General features: G+C 39.7%; 22 protein-coding genes. 6 read left to right on the top strand and 16 right to left on the bottom strand.

Annotated features, from left to right (window positions below):
- Window positions 1-29 precede the first annotated feature (29 nt).
- The gene (gene epmB / locus L4C32_RS04420) at window positions 30-1,052 is read left to right on the top strand and encodes an EF-P beta-lysylation protein EpmB (RefSeq protein ID WP_428195649.1); all 1,023 of its coding nucleotides are present in this window, start codon (window positions 30-32) and stop codon (window positions 1,050-1,052) included.
- Window positions 1,053-1,054: 2 nt separating this feature from the next.
- The gene (locus L4C32_RS04415; RefSeq protein ID WP_428195648.1) at window positions 1,055-2,044 is read left to right on the top strand and encodes a DUF4238 domain-containing protein; all 990 of its coding nucleotides are present in this window, start codon (window positions 1,055-1,057) and stop codon (window positions 2,042-2,044) included.
- A gap of 14 nt (window positions 2,045-2,058) precedes the next feature.
- Here L4C32_RS04415 and L4C32_RS04410 read toward each other — a convergent pair whose 3' ends face one another.
- The 14 genes from L4C32_RS04410 to L4C32_RS04345 all read right to left on the bottom strand — a co-directional run bounded on the left by L4C32_RS04410 (window position 2,059) and on the right by L4C32_RS04345 (window position 16,071).
- Entirely contained in the window at window positions 2,059-2,349 is a 291-nt protein-coding gene (locus L4C32_RS04410) for a type II toxin-antitoxin system RelE/ParE family toxin (RefSeq protein WP_428195647.1), read from the bottom strand.
- A complete protein-coding gene (locus L4C32_RS04405) occupies window positions 2,336-2,623 on the bottom strand; it encodes a type II toxin-antitoxin system ParD family antitoxin (RefSeq protein ID WP_428195646.1) in 288 nt (95 codons plus the stop codon). Before L4C32_RS04405 ends, L4C32_RS04410 begins: the two co-directional genes overlap by 14 nt.
- 344 nt (window positions 2,624-2,967) lie before the next feature.
- Entirely contained in the window at window positions 2,968-3,624 is a 657-nt protein-coding gene (locus L4C32_RS04400; protein WP_428195645.1) for an MAE_28990/MAE_18760 family HEPN-like nuclease, read from the bottom strand.
- On the bottom strand, window positions 3,611-4,663 hold the full coding sequence (locus L4C32_RS04395) for a DUF262 domain-containing protein (RefSeq protein WP_428195644.1): 1,053 nt from the start codon (window positions 4,661-4,663) through the stop codon (window positions 3,611-3,613). Before L4C32_RS04395 ends, L4C32_RS04400 begins: the two co-directional genes overlap by 14 nt.
- Window positions 4,663-6,096: a restriction endonuclease subunit S gene (locus tag L4C32_RS04390; RefSeq protein WP_428195643.1), complete on the bottom strand. Its 1,434-nt coding sequence runs from the start codon at window positions 6,094-6,096 to the stop codon at window positions 4,663-4,665. The genes L4C32_RS04395 and L4C32_RS04390 overlap by 1 nt, the downstream gene beginning before the upstream one ends.
- A 32-nt stretch (window positions 6,097-6,128) precedes the next feature.
- Window positions 6,129-8,117 carry an N-6 DNA methylase gene (locus L4C32_RS04385; protein ID WP_428195642.1) on the bottom strand — a complete coding sequence of 663 codons (1,989 nt, stop codon included), beginning with the start codon at window positions 8,115-8,117 and terminating at the stop codon, window positions 6,129-6,131.
- Between the two features lie 685 nt (window positions 8,118-8,802).
- On the bottom strand, window positions 8,803-9,375 hold the full coding sequence (locus L4C32_RS04380) for a recombinase family protein (protein ID WP_428195641.1): 573 nt from the start codon (window positions 9,373-9,375) through the stop codon (window positions 8,803-8,805).
- A gap of 164 nt (window positions 9,376-9,539) precedes the next feature.
- Complete coding sequence (locus L4C32_RS04375) at window positions 9,540-10,643, bottom strand: tyrosine-type recombinase/integrase (protein WP_428195640.1); 1,104 nt, start codon at window positions 10,641-10,643, stop codon at window positions 9,540-9,542.
- Window positions 10,627-11,115, bottom strand: a complete 489-nt coding sequence (locus L4C32_RS04370; RefSeq protein ID WP_428195639.1) for a helix-turn-helix domain-containing protein — start codon at window positions 11,113-11,115, stop codon at window positions 10,627-10,629. Before L4C32_RS04370 ends, L4C32_RS04375 begins: the two co-directional genes overlap by 17 nt.
- A complete protein-coding gene (locus tag L4C32_RS04365) occupies window positions 11,105-11,320 on the bottom strand; it encodes a helix-turn-helix transcriptional regulator (RefSeq protein ID WP_428195638.1) in 216 nt (71 codons plus the stop codon). The genes L4C32_RS04370 and L4C32_RS04365 overlap by 11 nt, the downstream gene beginning before the upstream one ends.
- Before the next feature lie 112 nt (window positions 11,321-11,432).
- Complete coding sequence (locus L4C32_RS04360; RefSeq protein WP_428195637.1) at window positions 11,433-12,665, bottom strand: hypothetical protein; 1,233 nt, start codon at window positions 12,663-12,665, stop codon at window positions 11,433-11,435.
- Window positions 12,662-13,876, bottom strand: coding sequence for a tyrosine-type recombinase/integrase (locus L4C32_RS04355; RefSeq protein WP_428195636.1), 1,215 nt, complete (start codon window positions 13,874-13,876; stop codon window positions 12,662-12,664). The genes L4C32_RS04360 and L4C32_RS04355 overlap by 4 nt, the downstream gene beginning before the upstream one ends.
- A 217-nt stretch (window positions 13,877-14,093) precedes the next feature.
- Window positions 14,094-15,740, bottom strand: a complete 1,647-nt coding sequence (groL, locus tag L4C32_RS04350; RefSeq protein WP_428195635.1) for a chaperonin GroEL — start codon at window positions 15,738-15,740, stop codon at window positions 14,094-14,096.
- Window positions 15,741-15,780: 40 nt separating this feature from the next.
- Complete coding sequence (locus L4C32_RS04345) at window positions 15,781-16,071, bottom strand: co-chaperone GroES (protein WP_428195634.1); 291 nt, start codon at window positions 16,069-16,071, stop codon at window positions 15,781-15,783.
- Window positions 16,072-16,277: 206 nt separating this feature from the next.
- Between L4C32_RS04345 and L4C32_RS04340 the strand changes: the two genes are divergently transcribed.
- Window positions 16,278-17,618, top strand: a complete 1,341-nt coding sequence (locus L4C32_RS04340; protein WP_428195633.1) for an MATE family efflux transporter — start codon at window positions 16,278-16,280, stop codon at window positions 17,616-17,618.
- Window positions 17,619-17,679: 61 nt separating this feature from the next.
- Here the strand turns inward: L4C32_RS04340 and L4C32_RS04335 are convergent, their stop codons facing one another.
- Window positions 17,680-18,060: a VOC family protein gene (locus L4C32_RS04335; protein WP_428195632.1), complete on the bottom strand. Its 381-nt coding sequence runs from the start codon at window positions 18,058-18,060 to the stop codon at window positions 17,680-17,682.
- A 192-nt stretch (window positions 18,061-18,252) separates the two neighbouring features.
- Window positions 18,253-18,771, bottom strand: a complete 519-nt coding sequence (locus tag L4C32_RS04330) for an FxsA family protein (RefSeq protein ID WP_428195631.1) — start codon at window positions 18,769-18,771, stop codon at window positions 18,253-18,255.
- Window positions 18,772-19,154: 383 nt separating this feature from the next.
- Between L4C32_RS04330 and aspA the strand changes: the two genes are divergently transcribed.
- The 3 genes from aspA to L4C32_RS04315 all read left to right on the top strand — a co-directional run bounded on the left by aspA (window position 19,155) and on the right by L4C32_RS04315 (window position 24,002).
- The gene (gene aspA, locus L4C32_RS04325) at window positions 19,155-20,609 is read left to right on the top strand and encodes an aspartate ammonia-lyase (RefSeq protein ID WP_428195630.1); all 1,455 of its coding nucleotides are present in this window, start codon (window positions 19,155-19,157) and stop codon (window positions 20,607-20,609) included.
- Window positions 20,610-20,739: 130 nt separating this feature from the next.
- A complete protein-coding gene (locus tag L4C32_RS04320; RefSeq protein WP_428195629.1) occupies window positions 20,740-22,041 on the top strand; it encodes an anaerobic C4-dicarboxylate transporter in 1,302 nt (433 codons plus the stop codon).
- A 176-nt stretch (window positions 22,042-22,217) separates the two neighbouring features.
- Complete coding sequence (locus tag L4C32_RS04315) at window positions 22,218-24,002, top strand: protein-disulfide reductase DsbD (protein ID WP_428195628.1); 1,785 nt, start codon at window positions 22,218-22,220, stop codon at window positions 24,000-24,002.
- The last annotated feature ends 59 nt before the right edge of the window (window positions 24,003-24,061 follow it).

Raw genomic sequence — 24,061 nt, 5'->3', positions numbered from 1 at the left:
TTCCTCTTACAATCTTAGAGTTAGAATTAATGTTGCACATGATAACCCGAAAAGACCTTGCTGTTGAGAAAAACTGGCTCAAAGAGCTATCGAATGCGATCTCAGACCCTAATCGGTTACTCGAACAACTGCAGATAGATTCTACTCCTTACCAAAAAGGCTTCGCTGCTCGAACGTTATTTGCACTACGTGTCCCTGAGAGTTTTGTGCAGAGAATGGAAATCGGCAACCCGAATGATCCTTTACTGCGCCAAGTACTGCCACTTGAGCAAGAGTTCACTGTTGCTGATGGCTACTCGACTGATCCATTAGAAGAGCAAGGCAACGAGATTCCTGGGCTACTGCACAAATATAAAAACCGAGTATTGTTGATTCTAAAAGGGGGCTGCGCCATCAACTGTCGCTACTGTTTTCGACGCCACTTCCCTTACCAAGATAATAACGGCAATAAAGCGACGTGGTCCAAAGCATTAGAATACATTGCTAATCACTCCGAGATCACTGAGATCATTCTCTCTGGTGGTGATCCTTTGATGGCAAAAGATCGTGAGCTGGATTGGTTGTTTACCGAGATTGAACAGATCCCTCACATTAAACGCATTCGCATCCACAGTCGTTTACCTGTGGTGATCCCTAACCGAATTACCACTGAATTGTGTGAGCGTATTGCAGTCTCACCTTTGCAGTTTGTGATGGTCACTCATGTCAATCACGCCAATGAGATCAATGCTGAGTTCAGCGAGGCGATGCAACAGCTCAAACAAGCCAACGTCACGTTATTAAACCAAAGCGTACTACTCAAAGGAGTAAATGATAACGCCAACGCTTTGATTGATCTTAGTGAAGCTCTCTTTAATTCAGGCATTCTACCCTACTACCTGCATGTGCTTGATAAGGTGCAAGGCGCAGCACACTTCTATGTCTCTGATGATGAGGCTAGAGAATTAATGGCTGAGCTAATCGCCAATGTCTCCGGCTACCTCGTCCCCACCCTAGCCCGTGAAGTTGGCGGCCGCAGCAGCAAAACCCCACTGGATTTGCGGTTGGAGTAGAAATGACTATAAAAACCTCTGAGCTCAAGCGTAATAATCACTATATCTGGAAACACTACCTGAGCAAGTGGTGTTACGATAGTAAAAACGTATTTTTCTCTTCAGAACATGGCAAGGTTTCTTCTGTCCCCTTTGCTTCTAAAAATTCACAATGCCATTTTTATAAAGCAAAATCGTTAACACTTGACCAGCTTGACTTCATCATGGATTTGTCGAAACAGAGCATTCCTGAGTTGCACCAAATTCACTTAGATAGGCTAGAGCCATTTATCGAAATGCAAGAGTTATGCAAGGTATTAGGTGAAAATAAACCAGAAAAGGTTGAAAAGGAATTCGAGCACTTTGCTACAAACACCATGGAAGATATGCACACCAGAGTTGAAAATGATTTCAGACCAATATTAGATGCTTTAGTTGAAGGGAAATTTGATGTTCTAGAATCAAGAGATAACAGAAATCTACTGATAACCTGCATATTCATCGCTCAGCAATACATGAGAACCAAAAACCTCAAAGACTCAATGATTTTACTGACAAATATGAAAAACATTAACTTTGACAATAAACTTATCGATGACTGTTGGTGGTTTGTTAGCTACTTGCTTGGAATGAATGTTAGTTTTGATTTATACAGTACTTTACATGAACGTAATGTGGCCTTTTTAGTTAACAATACCGCTTCTACTTTCATAACTGGTGACCAGCCCGTTATCAATATTCATCCATCTCAAAACGAGGACTTATTCATTTCTGCAGTTGGAGCTGACATCTATTACCCTTTATCACCCAAATTTGCTTTAGTGATTGCGGAGTCTGCTACATTTGGAACAGGCAGAGTTGAAGTGACCGATGAACAGGTAGATACCCTAAATACTCTAATGGCAAAACGTTCGCATACTCACTTTTTCTCCGATCAGAAAGCTCAAATACAAAAATACAAAAAATTTAAAGGAAAATGTCATAACGTGTTATCTACATTTATAGAAGATTAACGGACAAAGCATAGTTAGAAATGTTTTGAGGGGTCCATACGCTGATGAAGAATGCGTGCTACATCAATTCCTTTCTCGCTGACTTGATAGAACACGATGTGCTTTTCTACCGGAAAGCTTTTAGCCCCTCTATAAACATCATTTCTCTCTCTACCAAAGTCAGGGTATTGAGCGAGTTTCAATAATGCAGCATCGAGGGTTTGAGCATATACCATAGCCTGTGCACTCCCCCAAGACTCAATAGTTGATGAGATTATTTTGAATAGATCCTCTTCGGCTAGAGGAGATAGCCTATAGTTCGACACTAGTATCTTTGCTTGTCGACTTTCTATCTACAGAGAGAGAGACTTGTTCAAATATATCCATCACACTATGATCAGATGATTCGCCAGCTGCTAACTGCTCAAACCCTTTAGCAACCTCTTCTCTTAACACTTCAAGCTGCATACTTGTGTCAACATCTTTTTCGAATAATAGCCTTAGTCCATCACGAATAACTTCACTTGCTGAGGTATATAATCCATCAGCTACTTTTTCAGCGATTCTTCTCTCGAACTCTTTTCCTAAAGTGATATTCATCGTTAATACTCCAATCGTCTCTTGATTATATTATGAGCATGATATGCGCATAACGCAAACTTAAAGATGAAGAGTAATGAAAGGGATATATGAAAATAAAAGTGATAGTAACAGGCACAAAAAAGGGATGCCGTTGTCTTCAACTAGGCATCCCTTACTGTCTACATTGGTGTCTACAGGTATTTTTAAATCATTGATTTTAAATACCTATAACTCAATGGCTCGGCTTACATCATGCCGCCCAGCCTAAAGTAACACGTTGAATTAAAAGAACATTAAATACAAATCAAATTAAATACCCCAACTTATACCCGACTCTAGCAATTTATTTAATCTCAACGGCCTTAAGTTAAATACTTTTCATCAGAAATGTATTCTTCTACACAAGAAATAAACTCTTGTAAATACTCAAACGTTGAGTGTTTATATTCCGTTAATTTGCTAAGTGTTTTATCTTGAGCTATCTCTGAAAAAGATTTTTCACCATGTGCAATAGCATTTCTATACTCTTTAATATCTCGTAATTTTGCCTCTTGCTTATCAAAGTCAAAACCGATTTTTTTTGTGAGTGTTTCCCTAATTAGTTTTGCATCAATGTTACCAGAATAAAAATATCCTTGATTTTCCTTTGAAAACTTTTCTAAGTCTAAATTAAACAACTCATCAGTACTTTTATGTCTATCTGGATACTTTAACCAAACACGAATAAGTTCCGTAATTAACAATCTATATTCAATGCCTTTGTCATTAATTGTATCAAAAATATATTGTAGGCTTTTACTTACAACACCCTCAATCAAGTTATAGAGCATCATAAAACAGTTGCCTTTAAATATTTTTATCTGTGAATCTGAAAGCTGAAAATCTCCTGAACCATTCAATGTAAGTACAAAGCTCGATTCATTATCAATGTTTAGTTTATCCAAAAATAAAAAATACTCTTCAACCTCATTTTTCCGTTCTTCAAAAAACAGAAAAAGATCGCTATCACTCGCCATCATTAGCCTCAACAAGCATTTGAGAAACCAATAGTACATTTTCTTTTAAAGCAGAAAATGAGCTGCTTGTAGCATTATGGATAAAGTCTTGAGAGTAAATGTTAATATCAATATTTTTATAAGTACGTAGATCTTTATTTTCTTCTATAGCCATTGCAGAGCCTATCAAAATGGCTAAAAGTCTATTTTTACGGTTTACCGAAATATCTCGAATCAACTCATGTTTCTTTATAAATTGAATAACATCTTTAAACCAAACTACATGATTGTCATAATATTCTTCTTCTTCAAAGTCGCTATTTTTAGTTTCAATATAGGTATCAAGATAGGCATTTATATTGTTTTCAAACTCCATACTTTCAGAGAAAGCAAAAAACTTAACTAAAAACTCTTCTTTGTATGCACGTAATTCATCACGTTTGGTAAATTCACAAATCTCTTTAAAAGTAGAATATTCAGCACAGTCTTTATAAATGAAACTAATAAAAGCACCTTCTTTTGCACCTTTTTTTATTTCCATTTTTTTGAGAATTTCACCACCTGTATTTAAACGTTCAAATATTTCATGGCGTATACCCATTTGATCTTTTTCTATATCAAAAACCACAATGGCACGCATCGATATATTATTCACTTTTCTTTTTCTTGAACTACTGAAATCATTAAAGGTTAATTGATTAAGCTCTGACAAGCTTAATAGCCCTTTGAGCTTTAATTTCCCACTTAAGAAATTATTGATAGTTCTAATTCGTTGAGAACCATCAATAACCTCAAGAATCCCGWCTTCCACTTCTGCAAAATACATAGGAGGAATAGGCAAGCCTAACAGCATTGATTCAATAAATTTTGATTGTCTTTTTTCATCCCAAACAAATTTTCTCTGATAAAAAGGAATAAATATTTCTGTTTCTTTATTCTCTTCTATATAACGATTAAATTTTGAATGAAGTAACTCAAGCGTAAATTCTTTGGTGTCATAATTTACATTTTTACGCGCTTTGTTAATTACAGATTCCATTTCATCTATCGTTATTTTTGCCATTAGTTAATGCTCCGTTTTATCAATGCCATTGCTGTTTCTTCACCTTTTTCAATTGCCAACTCGACCGAGTTTTTTGCTAGGTCAAGACGGTGTTTGGATTCATTCTTTAATTCAAATGATGCAGTAATAAGACTTGCAACCTCTTCTTGCAAATCTTTATCAATTACTGGAATTGACAATGAGCCAACTTCATCAAGATTGAGATTGGTTTGTAATCCTTGGCGTGAATAGCGATCAATATACTGTTTACCAACAAATGAGTTGAAGTACATTATCAAATAAAGACGGTTAACTAATTTTTCATCAAAACGAAGAATTGCACAGGCTTGGTTTATGTTTGCATCACCTTCATACTCTGATATCCCACATCGTCCAACAGTTCCTGCAATTGAAAAAAGAACATCATTCTGTTTCATCTGCGTCTTTTTAAGTTTGCCATTATGAACTTCTGGTTTGATATAATTTGGATTTTCAAAGTTTACTTTTGCATCACTGATATTAACCGCTCGAATAAATGGAATACCATTACTCTTATCAGTATAAGCATCTCCACCAGCTTTGGGAGTTGTGCCACTGGAAACAGGATAATTAACCAAATCTCTTAACTTGATATTTGTAAATACTGAAAGCTTTTTCTCAATCTCATCAAACTTTGGCTGATAAAACTCACTATCTAAGCGACCACTTTCACCGAAACTTTCGCTGATAGATTTAACAGAAATATTCCCTTCGGTTGGGGTGTAGTCGATAAGCCCAAGTGCAGAGAGAATAATCTGTTCTGCTTCTTTGTAGAGGGCTTTTGATTGTTCTAACTGTTGACAAGCACTAACTATCAACTCTTCAATATCAGTTTGAAAAACTGTTGATAAGTTGGGCACTTTTAGATTTTCAAGAATTGTAAGATTTACGTGCCCCTGAAGCCCACCACTTGCAAAGCGAAACATTTGAGCTTTACCGTGTAATGTATTTAGAAAAGCTGTCACATAAAAAGGGTTATATCCTGTTTTTTCATCAACTTTAATAATTATTATATCTGACGAATTTATCGTCTCATGACCTAAATAAATAGACGCTTTCCCAAATGACCCACTTCTTGCGATAAGAATATCACCTGTATTAACTTGAGATTTTTTTAAGGATGAATGGAATGAATAGTTAATAAAGGTCTGCGCACTACTATCAATAAAGATCTGATCAATGTTCTTTGTTTGAAGTAGCTGAATACCTTCTTCTCTATATTCATCAACCATCGCACCAACAAAACCTACGCTAATACGAGTTGTAATGTCATCAAGTCTATAGGAATCTATTTTATGCATTAGCTCAAATGTTTTGATAAATTCTTTACCATAGTATTCGGAATCAAGCCTAAAACTCAAATTATCCTGAAAAACCTTACTTAAAGGCAACTCCACCGCTTCTAGCCCATCCAATAAGTCTCGATAACGAGACTCATCCTCAAGGCTTAGCGCTTTTTTGAGGCGAAGCTTAATCCTTCTTTCTGTGCAAAGAGGTTAAACGCTTCTGCAATACCGTCTTGCGTCATTCCATCATGATTGTAGAGATCGTGTTTAATAAAACGGTGATTGTGGTTATCTAGCAAAAACTTACCATCTTCAACGGCGTATATTTTTGTGCCATTATTCTCTTTGCTTGATTCGCGCATGGTGGCAAAAAAAACATTGTAATCATCTTGACGAGGGCAGTCTTTCTCATCCCATTTTTGCACTAAAAGCACACTGGTTTTAGTGCCTGTATGTGGTTTAAATACATTTCCGTGAAGTCCAACAACACCAAGAATACGGCACCGTTCGCGGATAAAATCACGGATGTATTTGTCGGTGGAGTTGTTAAATCGACCTTGTGGTAAAACGACTGCCATTCGACCGCCTGGACGCAGAAAATCGAGATTTCGCTCAATAAACAGAATATCTCGTCCTACTTTTTTCTGAATTTTTCCGTTTTTATCAGCAATCTCATAACGACTTAAAATACGAGATTCTTTTATATCGCCAGCGAAAGGAGGATTGGCAAGTAGAACATCAAATTTGAATTCTTTATCAGATTTTTTATCTGCTCGGAATTTTTTTAAATTACGAAATCCGTTAAAATATTTATCCTGCCACTGCTCATCTTGGGTAAATTCATCCCAGCGCTCATAATCAAGGGTATTAAGATGAAGTACATTAGTTTCACCATCCCCAGCAATAAGATTAAGCATTCGCGATACACGCACACTGCGTTCATCAAAATCAATTCCAAATACTTTCTCTCGAACATAGTCGATATGACGTGAGGATTTTTCTTCTGCGGTAAGATGATGACTGTCTTCGATACCCATCTCTTTATCGAGCTTATCCCAAACATGGAATGCAGAATGAATCGGAAAACCACAACTTCCAGCAGCGGTATCAATAATGGATTCATCCTCACAAGGATCTAACATTTTTACAGCCATATCAATAACATATCGTGGAGTAAAGTATTGTCCCTTTTCACCTTTGCTTGATTTATTAACAAGATACTCAAAGGCATCATCAACAACATCAAGATTAGAATTAAACAGTTTTATATCTTGTAAAGAAGCGATACAAATAGCGAGATGCGATGACGATAAGTTTAATTTAGCATTTTCATCAAAAATCCCGTGCCATTTTTTCATTGCCTTTTCAAAAAGATTTTGTACTTTTTCTTTTAATTCATTATCACTTTCACCTGAGTTTCTAAATTCAAGCTGTCGTTTACGATCACGTGTTCCAGTAAGCTCATCAAATAACTTAGTAAAAATAAGCTTAAACACCTCTTCAAACACATCAACGCCTGAGTTGGCTAATACTTCATCTTCCATATCGAGAATAATATCTTTCAGATCTCTCTTATCAGTAAGAAGCTTGTCTTTGGCTACCAAATCATCAATTGTAAACTCCTCTTGAAGAAGTTCACGTAACCCTTGTTTAGCATTAGGAATATTAGGTATGGGTTCAAAGTAATTTGGGTCTTTACGGTGATAGTGAATAATTTCACGACCATTCGTCCAAACTGCCATCGAAGCACCTGTGGCATTACAATAGCTTTTAAGCTGTTCTTTACCGTCTTTAAGTTTTGGCTTTTTTAGCTCGATAACAATATAAGGTACTGTCGGCTGTATATTATCCATGATCACGATATCGGCACGCTTTTTTTCGCGTCCAAAGTGAACAATGTATTCTATTTGAATTCGACTAAAGGGATAATCATACTGCTCATTTAATTTCATTAAATAGAGCTGACGAACGACTTCCTCTGGAGTGATTTTTATATCCTTATTTCGCACAAGACAAGATGCATAGAATGCCACACCACTTTTCGTCTCTTTTTCGTAGAGAGAACTTTCGAGAGCATTAATCTGCTTTTGTGTAAATAATTCGGTAAGAATCATATCTGAATCTTTAAGGATTAAATCAATATTAGACATTTGATACCTAGGTGAATTTAAGATGTGTATCGGAAGATATTCTATATGGTCATAATAAAGAAGTATCGCTTAAGGAGCAATAGTGTAGTGGTACGCTGATTTTGGTCACTTAGTTAGAGGTGGTATTATCACCTCATCAATTAATAGGTGACCACTACATAGCAACATCTTTTTATGGAAGAGGGTGTCCAAACCTATATCCCCGAAACAACTATACTTTTTTCATTCCTCTCTTTTACTTTGATTTAATGTAAAAAAATTAATTTTGTCGTCAACTATGATTATTTAGGAGGTGTATATTTTAACATTCATTTTAATTACTGAAGTATTAAGAGGCTTCACCGAAAAAGGCTGGGCACCCACACCTCTCACTCTCTTAAGCATTTGAATTAAAAGATAATTATACTCCTCACTAAGTTTGAATAAATATCACCATACACAAAAAACAAATATTCTGAGCCAATTTCGATTGTACAAATGCCGAGACAGAGGGTCAGATCTTGCTTTTTGCCTTTTCAATTAATAATTATTTCTAAGTAGCTATGAGGGCGAAAGCGACTTAGTTAATTACGCTCGCTTGGTAGAAGCGTAAGTAGGTTTCTTCGAACAGGTAAATAAAGAAACTGCAAAGTTTTCTTTGTAAGATAGGCTACATTGTAAGCGCAACTGATAGATTACATTTAGACTAATGCGCTTTATTCCAATGCCTTTTCACTGTAGCAATCCCCAAGCCTAAAGCCTCAGCTGTTTTAGATTGAGATACCCCCTCAGATTTTTTTGCTTGTACAGAAGCAGTCGTCTTATGCGCTTCTGGTCTACCTAGCTTTTTGCCTTGAGCTTTAGCTCGTTCAAGTCCTTCTTTTGTTCGCTCTCTAATTCGGTTGCGCTCAAATTCAGCAAAGGCCGAGAACATTTGCAACATCAACTTACCCTCAGCACTTGCAAGATCTGCTACGGGGAGATCAAGACAAACAACCTTAATGCTTTTATCAGTAAGCAGACTGATAGTATTTTGTACGTCTATGTTATCTCGACCTAAACGGTCTAGCTTTAAGACCACCAGCATATCTCCACTTTCTATCTGGTGATTGATTAGCATCTTAAATTTATCTCGCTTCATTGCTTCAACAGAACCTGAAACTGTTTCGCTGATAACACGAGACTCATTCACCTCATACCCTTTTTGACGGATAGCAATAATTTGATTCTCGGTTGTTTGCTCTGTTGTAGAAACACGACAATAGGAGAAGATACGCATTGGTTACTCACTTTTATAAAAGGTATCAAGTATGGGGGTATCATATAATTAAGGTGTCATTAAGTTCAAGCCCTAGTTTGTTGATACCAGCTTTTAATATGAAAGGCTGGTATCAATATACGACTGTTTATTGATACCAGATAATCAGGTCAGTTGGATAGGTTTTATTTTTTCCCCGTCATTTCTTGAAACTTCATAAATTGCTTAAATTGCTCTTCCATGTCTGAAGAGGTATTGTCAGCTGGCTCGGCTAATTTACGCAATAGTGCAGCTTGTTTGTAATCTGGCACATCACCATAGCTATAAAAGCTGGTCAATACGCTTTCATGCCCTAAGTTTTGACTCCATGCTTTAAACTCTTCTGGCGTTCTGCAGAGGTTTTCACCTAACCTTACTAAAGTATTACGGAAGCTGTGGGGATTAAAGTAAGGCAAACCACCAGCTTCAAAGGCGTGTTTAAAGACCTTGCGGATTGGATTTGCAGTACTCCAATGCTCTTTAAGTAAACCAACAGCTTCAAATTGCTGATTTTTGTTGTGTGCCAACTTAGTTTTTGGAAACAACGGATCACTTTGCTTATACCCAAGCTCTTTAATCAAATACTCAATCCATTCAGTCAAAATCTTGAATGGCAACTCATCCACAGGAAAAAAGTAAGTGGTGAAGGTTTTACTGTTCTTTGTATTTACTTCCCTTGCATCCTGATAAAAGCTTTGATCAGCAATATCTATGTGTTTAATTTTAGCTGAAGCAACAGCACTGTCTCTTGCGCCTGTTAGGATAGTAAAGGCAACTAAAGCTCTATCACGCATTTCAATCGCAGTTGAACAAGGCATAGCTTCCAAGGTTTGCATGATCTGCTCAATTGTCGCCACATTTCTTTTACGCTTGGCATTGGCAATGCGAGTATCCTTTTCAGACAAATTGAAATATTCAATATCGCTGTAGTTGATTTTTGCTCGATAGCCTTTTTGTGTTACGAGATATTGGAAGAACATTTTTAAGTGGCGAGTTGCGGTAAGCACCGTTGCCTTACTTAACTTTTCCCCAGTCACAAGTGATTTTTGAGCAAGAAGATAGTTCTTAAACCCAATAGCGTGCTTTGCCTTAAACTTCTTGAAATCAAGATAATTCGTATATTCTTCAAAGCGATTAATTGACTTCATTGCACCATCAATTGTTGAATGATCTTGGCGTTTAGCATCTCTCAAATACTTGATGTATTCATGCAGAATCCGAACATTATTCGCGCTACTTTTTTTCATCATCAAATACCATGGTTAAAGGATAATTTAAGAGAGCGTTTTCTCTCAGGTTTAAGTGTTTTTCAGCTATCGGTAATTTACCCCCGAGTTCGAGCCATATTTGGTTTACATCGCGCCAAGAAACGTACTTATTTGCTTTACATCCACACTCGCCACAATGCCCCATCATCTGCGCCATGCCAGCAGGCTTTGCTATAAACTGAAGTGATTCAATGCTTGGGTTTTTGGGTTGCCTGCATTTGAAACAATACATTTCATGTACTTCACATTGGTGCATGTAATTTTTGCGTTTCTGTTTTAGATAAATTTTTAAGTCAACACCAATAATTAAAAGTGGACGTTTTTCATTTACAACAGGTAAACCAGCACGGATCCAATTACGCACAGTTTTGGGGTGAACGCCCAATGTTTCGCTAACTTCAATAACGGTATAACTGCGATGGATTTTGATACGATTAGGATTATTACGACTCATGGCTAGCCGCCTTAGATGCTGCGATACAATCTTCGAGCCATTCATCGATATCACTTTCAAGCCAGCCAATAGCGCGGCTACGGCTAGATCTACCCAATGAAACACTCTGCGGAAACTCGCCATTACTCATACGTAAATAAATGGTGCTACGAGATAAGCCAGTTTTTAGCTTTACTTCAGGTAAGCGAATTATTTTGTTGGACATGTTGAAACCTTTTAATCGTTAGTGGGAACGATTGAGAGGTTATTAAATTTGTGATGGGTAAAAACCGAATTCGGATTTAGGATTCCGAATTCGGTTTTAAGATGTTTGGTTTTTATTTACTTTTAGAGCAAATTGCGGTTTCAATTTGGCTTAATATCTCACCAATTTTGTCATTGAGTAGAGGAGTGCCATTCAACTTGGTCATCTCTACCAGCACCGCAACAGAACCTCTTTGCTTATAATCTAGGTTAGCTTCTTTGCATAGTGCCGCTATTAAAACTAGGAATGAGTTTCTTTCCTTAGCCATTACAATTTTTTTTAATTTCTCCTTATATTTAGAACAAACTACGGGTTCTATTTGGTTTAATATTTCACGAATTGTATCATCATTTAAAGATGCGCCAATTAATCCAATCATAGCAATCAAAGACGAAGTAATACCTCTTTGCTTCGGGTCTACATTAACTTTATTACATAACACTTCGATTAAGATCAACAATGTAGTGCGATCTTCATCAGGCACGAGAATAGCTTCTTGTGGGATAGGTTCTTGCAGCATCTCTTCCAATGATTGGATAAACCGATCCATCTCATGCTTTTTTATTACCATTTGGTAATTGTAGTTTTCAATAGTTAAACAGTTTTTATAAACTTTATCCGTGGGAAACGATACACTCATAAGGTCTATCATTGCTGTTACATGATCACGTTCTGAAGGAGTTAACAGTGAAGCTAATGTATCAAAATCATGATCAACACATTCATCAAAGCAAATCTCATTACTCACTAGGAAATTTTTTATAATATCCCCAACAAAAGCCTTATCTTCATATACAGGAGACGGGACTAATTTATGTAGGAGTTTGCACACTTCCGTATCATTTCGAACAAAAACTCCCTGTTCATTATACCTTTGAGGATTATAGCCACACTCCCCTAGTTCATCTAGATATCGTTTTTCAATATCTACAGACTCCAATCCAATCATGGTTAAGTCCCAGATACCATTGATATTATGAGCAATATCTTCATAGATAAACCATGTGTCATCATCTACTTCTTCAGAAGAATCGAGTGTATCAATGAGGGTGAATAAACCATCAGAGTCACAATGACTTTCATCGGTATTTTCATCTGAGATTGGGGTAAAAAACTCGTCGTCGTCAACTAGCTTTCCAGTTAGAGCTGGAACTGGTTCAAGAAATCGAGCAGATAAAGTTAAATTGTTATCTAGTGCTAGACGATATAAGTCAGTTATTAAAATAGGCTTATCAAATACAGAAGAAAGATAACTAGCAGCTTCATCAAGGGTTAACCATTCTTTCAGGTTTAATAGTTTATTCATAAAATCTGACCGTATATGTTGTTCAATTCATCTAAATAATTAGCCCATTCCTGCATCAGTTTTGTTCTTTCAGCTAAATAAATCGAACGGTTATAAGCTCTTGATGTGGCGGTTCCAGTCAAATGAGCAAGCTGCACTTCGATCACTTCATGGTTCCAGCCTTTTTCATGCAAAATAGTTGATGCAGTACTTCTAAAACCATGAGCAGACATAACATCAGCAGGATAACCCAAGCTGCGTAAACGATTAGTTAATACGTTTTTGCTCATCGGTTTACTGCTATCTCTTTGGTTTGGAAACACAAGTTCTGAGTAACCAGTCACGGCTTGAATATCTTTCAAATGCAAAGCAACTTGCTTAGACATTGGCACCAAGTGCTCTCGATCCTTCTTCATGTTTTCGGATGGTATTCGAATCAAAAGATCGTCAAAATCGATATGCTCCCACTTTAAGTGTCTTATTTCTGTTGGCCTCAAAAATACTCTAGGTATTAATTTAAGTGCTTCAGCAGTGCAATAGTTACCTGATTCTGTTGTATCAATATCTTTAATGAGTTGAGCAAGCTCATTAGGCTTCACGATTGCCGCCATATGCTTAACTTTTGGCAATGGCTTTAATATATCGCGCAATGGTAATCCTTGCGCTGGGTTATTACGCGTTAATCTATGTGCCAGCGCATAACCAAACACTCGACTTATTACCGCCAACATAACAGGTGCCTTTTTAGGTGTACCCGCAGCTTCAATAGCTAACATTAATTCCGTAATATGCCCCGCATCAATCTCTTCAATATGAAGGCTGGCTATAGATTTAGAGTCCACCAGCAACCAGCGTTTAATTCTAGCTGCGTGATCGTCTGACCAAGAGTCTTTTTGTTGCTCCCACCATTTCATAGCAATTGTTTCAAATAGCTTATCTTTAGGTATTGTCTTTGAGCGCTTTCTTTCTCTTCGTTCATCCATCGGATTAATACCGTGAATTAAAGAAGCCCTTGCTTCTTCAGCTGATTTACGCGCTTCACTGAGAGAAATGGAGGGGTACTTTCCTAAAGCCATTTCTTGATACTTACCTGCATGCCTAAACCTCAACCTCCAGAGCTTAGAGCCATTGTTTTTAACAAGTAAAAACAAGTTATTACCATCAGAACGCTTGATCTGAGATTTACCATCAGGGCAAGATATATTCTTAACTTCTTGTATTGTTAATGCCATTCAAAGTTCCTATCAGGGGTACGTAATGAGGGGTACACATATATAAAACACCTAAATATAAGATCACTGAAAACTAAGGTACCCCTCATGGATACCTTGTAATTCTGGGAAGTAGTGAAATATTATGATACCACTTAGGAAGTAAAGTCAATAAAAAAGCCCGTAAACACTAGGCTTACGGGCTTTTTTAGGACGTGCTAGTATTAGGGCAATACGTTTACATCATGCCGCCCATACCACCCATTCCACCCATGCCGCCCATATCAGGCATTGCAGGAGCATCTTTAGCTGGCATATCCGTAATCATCGCTTCAGTTGTGATCATAAGACCCGCAACAGAGGCTGCGAACTGCAGTGCAGAACGCGTTACTTTTGTAGGATCTAGGATACCCATTGCGATCATGTCGCCATATTCGCCCGTTGCTGCGTTGTAACCGTAGTTAGCATCGCCAGCGCGAACATTGTTCGCAACAACAGACTCTTCGTCACCTGCGTTCATTACGATTTGACGTAGAGGAGCTTCCATGGCGCGAAGTGCTACACGGATACCTACGTTCTGCTCTTCGTTGTCACCTTCAAGGTCAACCACTTTTGATGCAGCGCGGATAAGTGCAACACCACCGCCAGCAACTACACCCTCTTCAACAGCAGCGCGTGTGGCGTGAAGTGCATCTTCAACGCGATCTTTTTTCTCTTTCATTTCAACTTCAGTGGCTGCGCCTACTTTGATGACAGCAACACCGCCAGCAAGTTTTGCAACACGCTCTTGAAGTTTCTCTTTATCATAGTCAGACGTTGCATCTTCAATCTGCTGACGAATTTGAGCAACACGGCCAGAGATCATTGTCTCTTCGCCATTACCATCGATGATAGTTGTTGTCTCTTTGGTGATAGTGATGCGCTTAGCTTGACCAAGATCTTCTAGTTGAACTTTCTCAAGTTCTAGACCAATCTCTTCAGAGATAACCGTACCACTTGTTAGTACTGCGATATCTTGAAGCATTGCTTTACGACGGTCACCGAAACCAGGTGCTTTAACCGCTGCTACTTTCACGATGCCGCGCATGTTGTTCACAACAAGAGTCGCTAGGGCTTCACCTTCAACGTCTTCTGCAACGATAAGCAGTGGACGAGAGGCTTTTGCTACTGCTTCTAGCGTTGGAAGTAGTTCACGGATGTTAGATACTTTCTTATCAACCAATAGGATGAATGGACTCTCTAGATCAACAGAACCCGCTTCTTGGTTATTGATGAAGTATGGAGATAGGTAACCGCGGTCAAACTGCATACCTTCAACAACGTCTAGTTCATCTTGTAGAGCTTGACCTTCTTCAACGGTAATAACGCCATCACGACCTACTTTTTCCATCGCTTCTGCGATTAGATTACCAACGGTAGCGTCAGCGTTTGCTGAGATAGTACCAACTTGGGCAATCGCTTTAGTATCTTCACAAGGAACAGAAAGCTCTTTAAGTGCTTCAACTGCTGCAACAACCGCTTTGTCGATGCCACGCTTAAGATCCATTGGGTTCATACCAGCAGCAACCGCTTTTAGGCCTTCACTGATGATAGATTGTGCAAGTACCGTAGCGGTCGTTGTTCCGTCACCCGCAGCGTCATTCGCTTGAGAGGCCACTTCTTTAACCATTTGTGCACCCATGTTTTGAAACTTATCTTCAAGTTCAATTTCACGAGCAACAGAAACACCATCTTTGGTGATCGTTGGAGCACCAAATGATTTGTCTAATACTACGTTACGACCTTTTGGTCCTAAGGTAACTTTTACTGCGTCAGCTAGAACATTTACGCCTTCTAGCATTTTGATTCGAGCGTCATTACCAAATTTTACGTCTTTAGCAGCCATGGGTTATTCCTTTCTTAATTCTAATTTTGAGGTGAATGGATTATTCAACGATCGCCATAATGTCATTTTCAGACATGATAAGGACTTCTTTGCCATCAATCTTTTCAGATTTAGTGCCATAACCTTCGGCAAAGATAACAGTATCGCCAACTTTCACATCAAGTTCTTGAACTGAACCATTCTCTAGAATACGGCCTTTACCCACAGCTAAAACAACACCGCGAGTAGATTTTTCAGCAGCTGAACCTGTAAGTACAATACCGCCAGCAGATTTTGATTCAACTTCTGTACGCTCAACGATGACGCGATCGTGTAGTGGACGAATATTCATTGGGTCGACTCTCCTGATTTTCTTTCAAATATTTGGATACCAAGCGTAATAAATAGGATAGGCTTGGACTGTGTTATTAGATGTGGGGTTAATTTATGTGATCCCAAGTCTTTTAGCTCATTATTTCTGATTTTTTTCCATTTTTTTTCTAAAATAGAGACCTCTTCAAGCTATCGCTATTCTTTTCAGGTGTATGAAGCAACAATATGCAGGATAAACACGGTATTCTTACCGCTCCCATTCCGGGATTATTAAAGCAACTAACCGTTCCTATGATCTTCGGTATCGTCGCGATTTTGATGTTTAACCTCATCGATACCTTCTTTATTTCGCTACTCGGAACCGAGGCACTTGCTGCAGTCAGTTTTACGTTTCCGGTGACCTTTGCTGTCAACTGCATCACCATGGGGATTGGCGTTGGGTTATCCACCTGCATTGCTCGGCTGCTTGGCCAAGGTTACGCAAAATCTGCGGCTCAATTTACCACTCACGGATTACTGTTAGCCGTACTCTTGGTCGTACTCGCCTCCACCATAGGTTTTTTTAGTATTGAGCCTCTATTTTTAGCACTTGGTGCCACCAGCGATCTGATCCCACTCATCGATCAATATATGTCGATCTGGTATCTAACCGTACCGCTGCTGGTTATTCCAATGTCAGGAAATAGTGCGATACGTGCTACCGGTGATACCAAATCTCCCGCTAAGATTATGATGCTCGCTGGGTTTATTAATGGTGTTCTTGATCCTCTGCTTATTTTCGGTTACGGCCCTTTTCCTGAACTGGGTGTTCAAGGCGCTGCGATTGCTAGTGGCATCAGTTGGGGTGGTGCTTTAGTGGGATCACTTTGGGTACTCATCAAACGTGAAAAAATGCTCTCATTACCTCGCCTTTCTTCGTTATTTACGGATTGGTGGCAGATATTACGCATTGGTACCCCTGCCGCTTTTGCTAACGCCTTAAATCCTCTGTCTGGGGCAATCTTAATGATCATGTTAGCTAGCCAAGGGACAGCAGCCGTTGCTGCCTATGGTGCAGCACAACGAGTGGAATCTCTGATGTTGATTGTGGTGATGGCCATCACTTCTGCATTATCACCGATCATTGCACAAAATATGGGCGCTGAACATCGTGGGCGAGTGATAGAGGCGATCTCTGTCACCGTGAAGTTCTCACTCTTTTTACAATTCATGTTGTTCATCATGATGGTTCCTTTGAGTATTCCTATTTCACACCTTTTTAGCCAAGAGCCCTCCGTTAGAGATGCCCTTTGGAACTATCTTCTGATTGTGCCTCTGAGTTACTGCTTCCAAGCGATCGTTATGATCTTAATCAGCAGTTTGAATGCGCTACACATGCCGATAAAAGCGTTTCAATGGAGTTTCATGAGGCTCTTTGTTTTCTTACTACCGTGCGCATGGCTAGGTCGATATTTTTATGCATCAGAAGGGCTCTTTGCGGGCATAGCCGTTGGAAATACACTGTGTGGCGTGGCTGCTTTTGTCTACCTTTTACGTTTTAGAAACCCTAATTTATTACGTGACTAAAAAAGTAAAAACAGGTGTCAGTTCATTGACACCTGCTGAAAACGCAAAATCTATGGTGTGATCACTTCATGGAGTGTAAACCGATCATATTGCCTTCCGTATCTTCCACTACGCTAATAAAACCATGTTCTCCGATCGGCATTTTGGGGACTTGTACGGTTCCACCATTTTTTGCTGACCTGGACTCTTCAACGGCACAATCATCGCACGAAAAATAGACAAGCGTACTATTGCCACCCGCTTTTACATTGTCCATTTTAACTAACGCACCTGTCGCGCCATAGCTCTCCATATTGCCAGGAAAAGCCCACATCTCTATTTGCACTTTTGCTGGGCTCTCTAACTTCTCTAAAGTGACAGCCAGTAGTGCTTGATAAAATGTTTTCGCCCGCTCTATATCGTCCACATAAATTTCAAACCAACCAATCGGATTTCCTTGCATAATTTTACCCTCACCCTTTTCATTTAATTACCGCATTGAGCGTAGTTCAAAGATGACGCTTAAGCTGCCTCATTAGTCAAAATGCAAGGAGAGTGTCTGATTTTTATTTTCTCAAATAACAAGCAAAAAAAAGACAGACCTCAGTCTGTCTATTCGTCATGTATCTATCACTGTATTCATGACTCGAGTTCATTATTTCAGCTTTTTCTGATCATCATTATCCGGATCTGAGTCATATTCCCCTTCAAATGTATTGCCTCTATGTTCATGCTTATCATGCTCAAATGGGTTTGCACCTGGCGTGAAATCACTTTGATGACCAAATCCAGCGCTGAAGGAGTTTCCTCCCACTGCATTCAATTTTACCCGACTCATCAACAGCTTTGCCAATGCAGCTCTTGGCATAGGGAGCAATACCAGCATGCCCAATGCATCCGTCATAAAACCGGGAGTGAGCAATAATACCCCTGCCACAGCCAACATAATGCCTTCTACAATTTGTTGTGCAGGCAATTCACCTCGTTGCATCTTAGATTGTACTGACATCAATGTTTGTAACCCTTGACTTCGCACTAATGAAGCACCAGCAATGGCTGTTACCAATACTAAAAATATGGTTGGCCACATCCCTAAAAACCCGCCAACTTGCACAAATAGGCCAATTTCGATCATAGGAACAATAATGAACAGAAGTAATAAAACAGGAAACACATTCACCTCACTTTTTCGTTAAGTGTCCAGTTTAGCAGTTATGTCAGCATGACGTATAGACGCATCACAATTCTTTACACTACCGCACAATTTACACGGAATGAAATAAAAATACTCAGTTCTGAAAACATATACTATCTTTATGGATTACATATATTTAGAAACATTCCCTCAGAATGAAATGTGATCTAGATCACTTCGTGGTGCAATTGATACACTATCGCATGGAATGGTGATCCAGCTATCATTTTTAACCGAAAAGGATAGTATGATGCCCACATCAATTGGGTCAGGTACGATCTAAAAGTTGATTCTGAAGAATGGAGTCTATATCCAGAATGGCACTTATTTTTTGAATTAATAGAGTAACTTAAGGCTTATTTATGTCTCAAACAATTGATACTAACTTCGAACAAATCCATAATCTGTCTACTCGTATTGAAGAGGACCTATTAGGTCTACGCCATGTACCCGCTGACGCTTATTATGGTATCCACACTCTTCGTGCTATCGAAAACTTCAATATTTCTAACGTAACTATCTCAGATGTGCCTGAATTTGTTCGTGGCATGATCATGACTAAAAAAGCAGCTGCAATGGCGAACACCGAGTTAGGGGCAATCCCTAAAGAGGTTGGTGAATACATCATCAAAGCGTGTGAATTGATCCTAGAAACAGGTAAGTGTATGGATCAGTTCCCATCGGATGTTTTTCAAGGTGGTGCTGGTACCTCAGTCAACATGAATGCTAACGAAGTCGTAGCGAACGTTGCTCTAGAGTTAATGGGTAAAGAGAAAGGTGACTATGCGGTCATCAACCCAAATGATCATGTCAATAAGAGCCAGTCAACTAACTGTGCCTACCCAACAGGATTCCGTATTGCCGTTTATAACAGCATTCAAAAACTGATTGAGGCTATTGAGTACCTAAAAGGGGCATTCGACCTTAAAGCCCAAGAGTTTGATGATGTATTAAAAATGGGCCGTACCCAGCTACAAGACGCAGTACCCATGACGGTTGGCCAAGAGTTCCAAGCGTGGGGTGAACTGCTTAATGAAGAGGTCAAAAACTTAAACTACACGGCAAAATTGATTCTTGAAGTAAATATAGGTGCTACGGCTATCGGTACAGGCTTAAATGCAGCAAAAGGTTACCAAGCACTGGCTGTGAAGTACCTTAAAGAGATCACTGGTGTTGATGTAGTTGCCGCGGAGAATCTCATCGAAGCAACCTCTGATTGTGGTGCTTATGTGATGATCCATGGTTCACTAAAGCGTACAGCAGTTAAGATGTCGAAAATCTGTAATGATTTACGTCTACTCTCTTCTGGCCCACGTGCTGGTTTAAATGAGTTAAACCTTCCTGAACTGCAAGCGGGTTCATCCATCATGCCGGCAAAAGTAAACCCGGTAATCCCTGAAGTGGTAAACCAGGTCTGCTTTAAAGTGATTGGTAACGACACCACCATTACTTTTGCGTCAGAAGCGGGACAGTTACAGTTAAATGTGATGGAACCTGTTATTGGCCAAGCTCTGTTTGAGTCTATCGATATTTTAAAAAATGCCTGCGTTAACTTGCGTGATAAGTGCATTGATGGCATTACGGTAAATAAAGAAGTGTGTGAAGCGCACGTATTAAACTCTATTGGTATTGTGACCTATCTAAACCCATTCATTGGCCACCATGAAGGTGACATTGTTGGTAAGATTTGTGCCGAAACAGGTAAGAGCGTACGTGATGTTGTGCTTGAGCGCGGCTTGTTGTCTGAAGAGCAGCTTGATGAGATCTTCTCAGTCGAAAACCTCATGCACCCAGAATACAAAATCACCACAATCTAATAAGAGATATCGTATCAATGGGCTCTTGCTCTAGAGCCCATTGTGTTTTTACGTGCCGTCACTTCTTATTACAACCACATACAACACATCCCCTTAACTATAATCCCTTAACTACATTGGAGAATCACATATGATTGCTGTACAGCTTCTTATTGTACTGCTGTTCATTTATTTGGGCGCACGAATAGGCGGAATCGGTATCGGTTTCGCTGGCGGGGCAGGTGTTCTCGTTCTAACCATGGTGTTAGGGCTTGATGCTGGCTCTATTCCTATTGATGTTATCTTGATCATTATGTCTGTTATTACCGCCATTGCGGCAATGCAAGTAGCGGGTGGTATGGACTGGTTGGTCGACCTAGCAGAGCGTTTCTTACGGAAAAATCCGAAACATATTACCTTTTATGCTCCTATTGTTACCTATGTGATGACGTTACTCGCAGGAACCGGTCACACTGCTTTCTCCACACTGCCTGTTATTGCCGAAGTCGCAAAAGAACAAGGTATTCGCCCTTCCCGTCCACTTTCAATTGCTGTTGTTGCCTCTCAGATTGCTATTACTGCCTCTCCAATTTCTGCAGCCGTTGTTTTCTTTTCCGGGATTTTAGAACCACTTGGTGTTGATTACTTAACCCTATTGGCGGTATGCATTCCTTCGACCTTCATCGCTTGTATGGTAGGTGCGTTTGTTGCCAACTTCTTAGGTTGCGAATTGACCAATGATCCTGTCTATCAAGAACGCCTTGAAAAAGGGCTGATCAAAATGAAAGGGGCTGCCAAACGTGACATCTCATCAGCAGCAAAAACCTCTGTTTATATTTTTGGACTCGCCATTATTGCAGTTGTGACCTACGCGACGATGATCAGCAGCAGCGTTGGTTTGATTGAACACCCGACTATTGGACGCAATGAGGCTATCATGGCCCTCATGCTCACCGCCGCTGCTGCAATTGTCACCTTTACCCATATTGATGCGGCAAAAATTGCCAATGCAGCCACGTTTAAATCAGGCATGAGTGCCTGTGTTTGTGTACTGGGTGTTGCGTGGTTAGGAGATACCTTTGTCTCTGCGCATATTAGTGATATTAAAGAGTTCTCTGCCAATATTCTTGAGCAATACCCATGGATGTTAGCCGTCGTATTATTCTTTGCCTCGATGTTGCTTTACTCACAAGGGGCGACAACAACTGCGCTCATGCCAGCCGCTCTTGCTATCGGTGTTGCCCCGCTTACGGCGGTAGCGTCATTTGCCGCGGTAAGCGCTCTGTTTGTTCTTCCTACTTACCCGACACTGTTGGCTGCTGTGGAAATGGATGACACAGGATCGACTCGAATTGGTAGTTTAGTATTTAACCATCCATTTTTCATTCCCGGTGTAGTAACCATTTCGACCTCAGTCACTCTCGGTTTTGTATTGGGTGGCATAATTTTGTAATCGTCAATCTGCACAATAATAAATGGCAGTGGAGTAGACTGCCATTTTACTCTCTCTTTCATCACACCACTCTAGTCACATTTTTGATGCATGATATACTTCTCACACAATAAGATTGAAACTAACCGCCCTCTATTAAGGTCTATAGTGACTCGATTGCTATTTAAGAAGATATAATGACTCACTCTTTTTTCATGAAAACTCTCTTTTCCACTGTTATCTTGTTTATGCTAGGTATGTTCAACACGGCTAATGCTGAGCTAAACCTCTCTAGTCTAAGTGATAACAGCGCTTCAACATTTGTTACGGTTGATCAAGCATTCCCTTTTAACTTTATTCAAAACCGTGATCACGTCGTTTTAGATTGGCAAGTGAAACCCGACTACTACCTCTATCAGCAGAGAATTTCAGTGACCGCCAATCATGCTGAGATTGGTGATTTGATCATGGATGAAGGCACGCCACATAACGATGAATTCTTCGGTGATGTCAATATTTACACCACCCCTTTGCAAATCAAAGTACCGTTAAATTCAGTACAAAAAGGGGGGGAACTAACGGTTCGTTATCAAGGCTGTGCAAAAGCAGGATTTTGTTACCCACCCGAGGTGAGAAAGATCCCACTGTCGATGATCGACAGTGCCAGTAATAGCACTCAGAGTAACAGTCCAAATAGTTCGACCATTCAAAATGCGCCGCTTACTGAGCAGCAAGATCTTGCTGAGAACCTAAGCGATAACTGGTGGACACCGCTGCTCTTTTTCGGCTTAGGCATCGGTTTAGCCTTTACTCCTTGTGTACTGCCTATGTATCCCATTTTAACCGGCATTGTATTGGGAGGAGGAAAACTCAGCCACGGTAAAGCGTTTAAGCTCTCCTTTGTGTATGTACAAGGCATGGCGCTCACCTACACCTTATTGGGTTTAGTCGTCGCCTCTGCAGGTATGCAGTTTCAAGCAGCCTTGCAACACCCCTATGTATTAATTGCTTTGAGCGTTATGTTTGTCGCTTTAGCTCTCTCGATGTTTGGGCTATTCACCCTATCGTTGCCAAGTTCTATGCAAACTTGGTTAAGTAACTTAAGCAATAAGCAACAAGGGGGTAGCCTAGCTGGTGTCTTTACGATGGGGGCGATTTCAGGATTAGTTTGCTCCCCTTGTACCACTGCACCGCTCTCTGGCGCTCTGATTTATGTAGCGCAAAGTGGCGATCTGCTAACTGGAGCCGTCGCGCTATACGCACTGGCTATTGGTATGGGGATCCCACTTATTTTAGCGGCTATGTTTGGTAATAAACTGCTACCAAAAGCCGGCAACTGGATGACTCATGTCAAAACCCTATTTGGCTTTATTCTGCTCGCCGTCCCAGTCTTTTTACTAGAGCGTATCTTGCCACATTCACTCACCCCTTATCTTTGGATGCTCCTAGGATTAGCGGCATTTGGTTGGTTGTATCACATCAAAACTGCCATGAAACCAGGCTGGAGAAGCAGTCTTATTGGTATTATTGCCATTCTTGGTATTGTTGCCTCTTCGATTCCTGCGATAGATTATTTCACTAGCAGTGGAGAGATCTCCACGAAAAATACAGCGGTGAGCTTTCAACGTATCAGTAACATGGAAGAGTTAAACCGAGAACTGGCGACAGCCAAAATGGCCGGTAAACCAGTGATGCTCGATTTTTATGCTGACTGGTGCGTGGCCTGTAAAGAATTTGAAAAATACACCTTCCATCACCAAGATGTTGAACCCCTTCTTACCGGTTTTGTTCTGTTACAAATTGACGTTACCAAAAACAGCATGGATGACATACAACTGCTGAAAAGCATGAATGTTTTAGGTCTACCAACCATCGATTTCTGGGATAAGCAGGGTAACCAGTTATCGAATGCTCGATTAACAGGATTTATGAAATCAGCTCCCTTTATTAAGCATTTACAGAGCAACCAATTGATCCCTTAAACGTGATTTATATTCGTCTCTCTGTTCACAGTTTACTGTTTCAGTTTTGTTAAATTTAT

Source organism: Aliivibrio kagoshimensis (assembly GCF_050337105.1).
Lineage (GTDB): Bacteria > Pseudomonadota > Gammaproteobacteria > Enterobacterales > Vibrionaceae > Aliivibrio_A > Aliivibrio_A kagoshimensis.
Note: the sequence above shows the minus strand (reverse complement) of the source record. Positions and strands in the feature narration are given on the sequence as shown.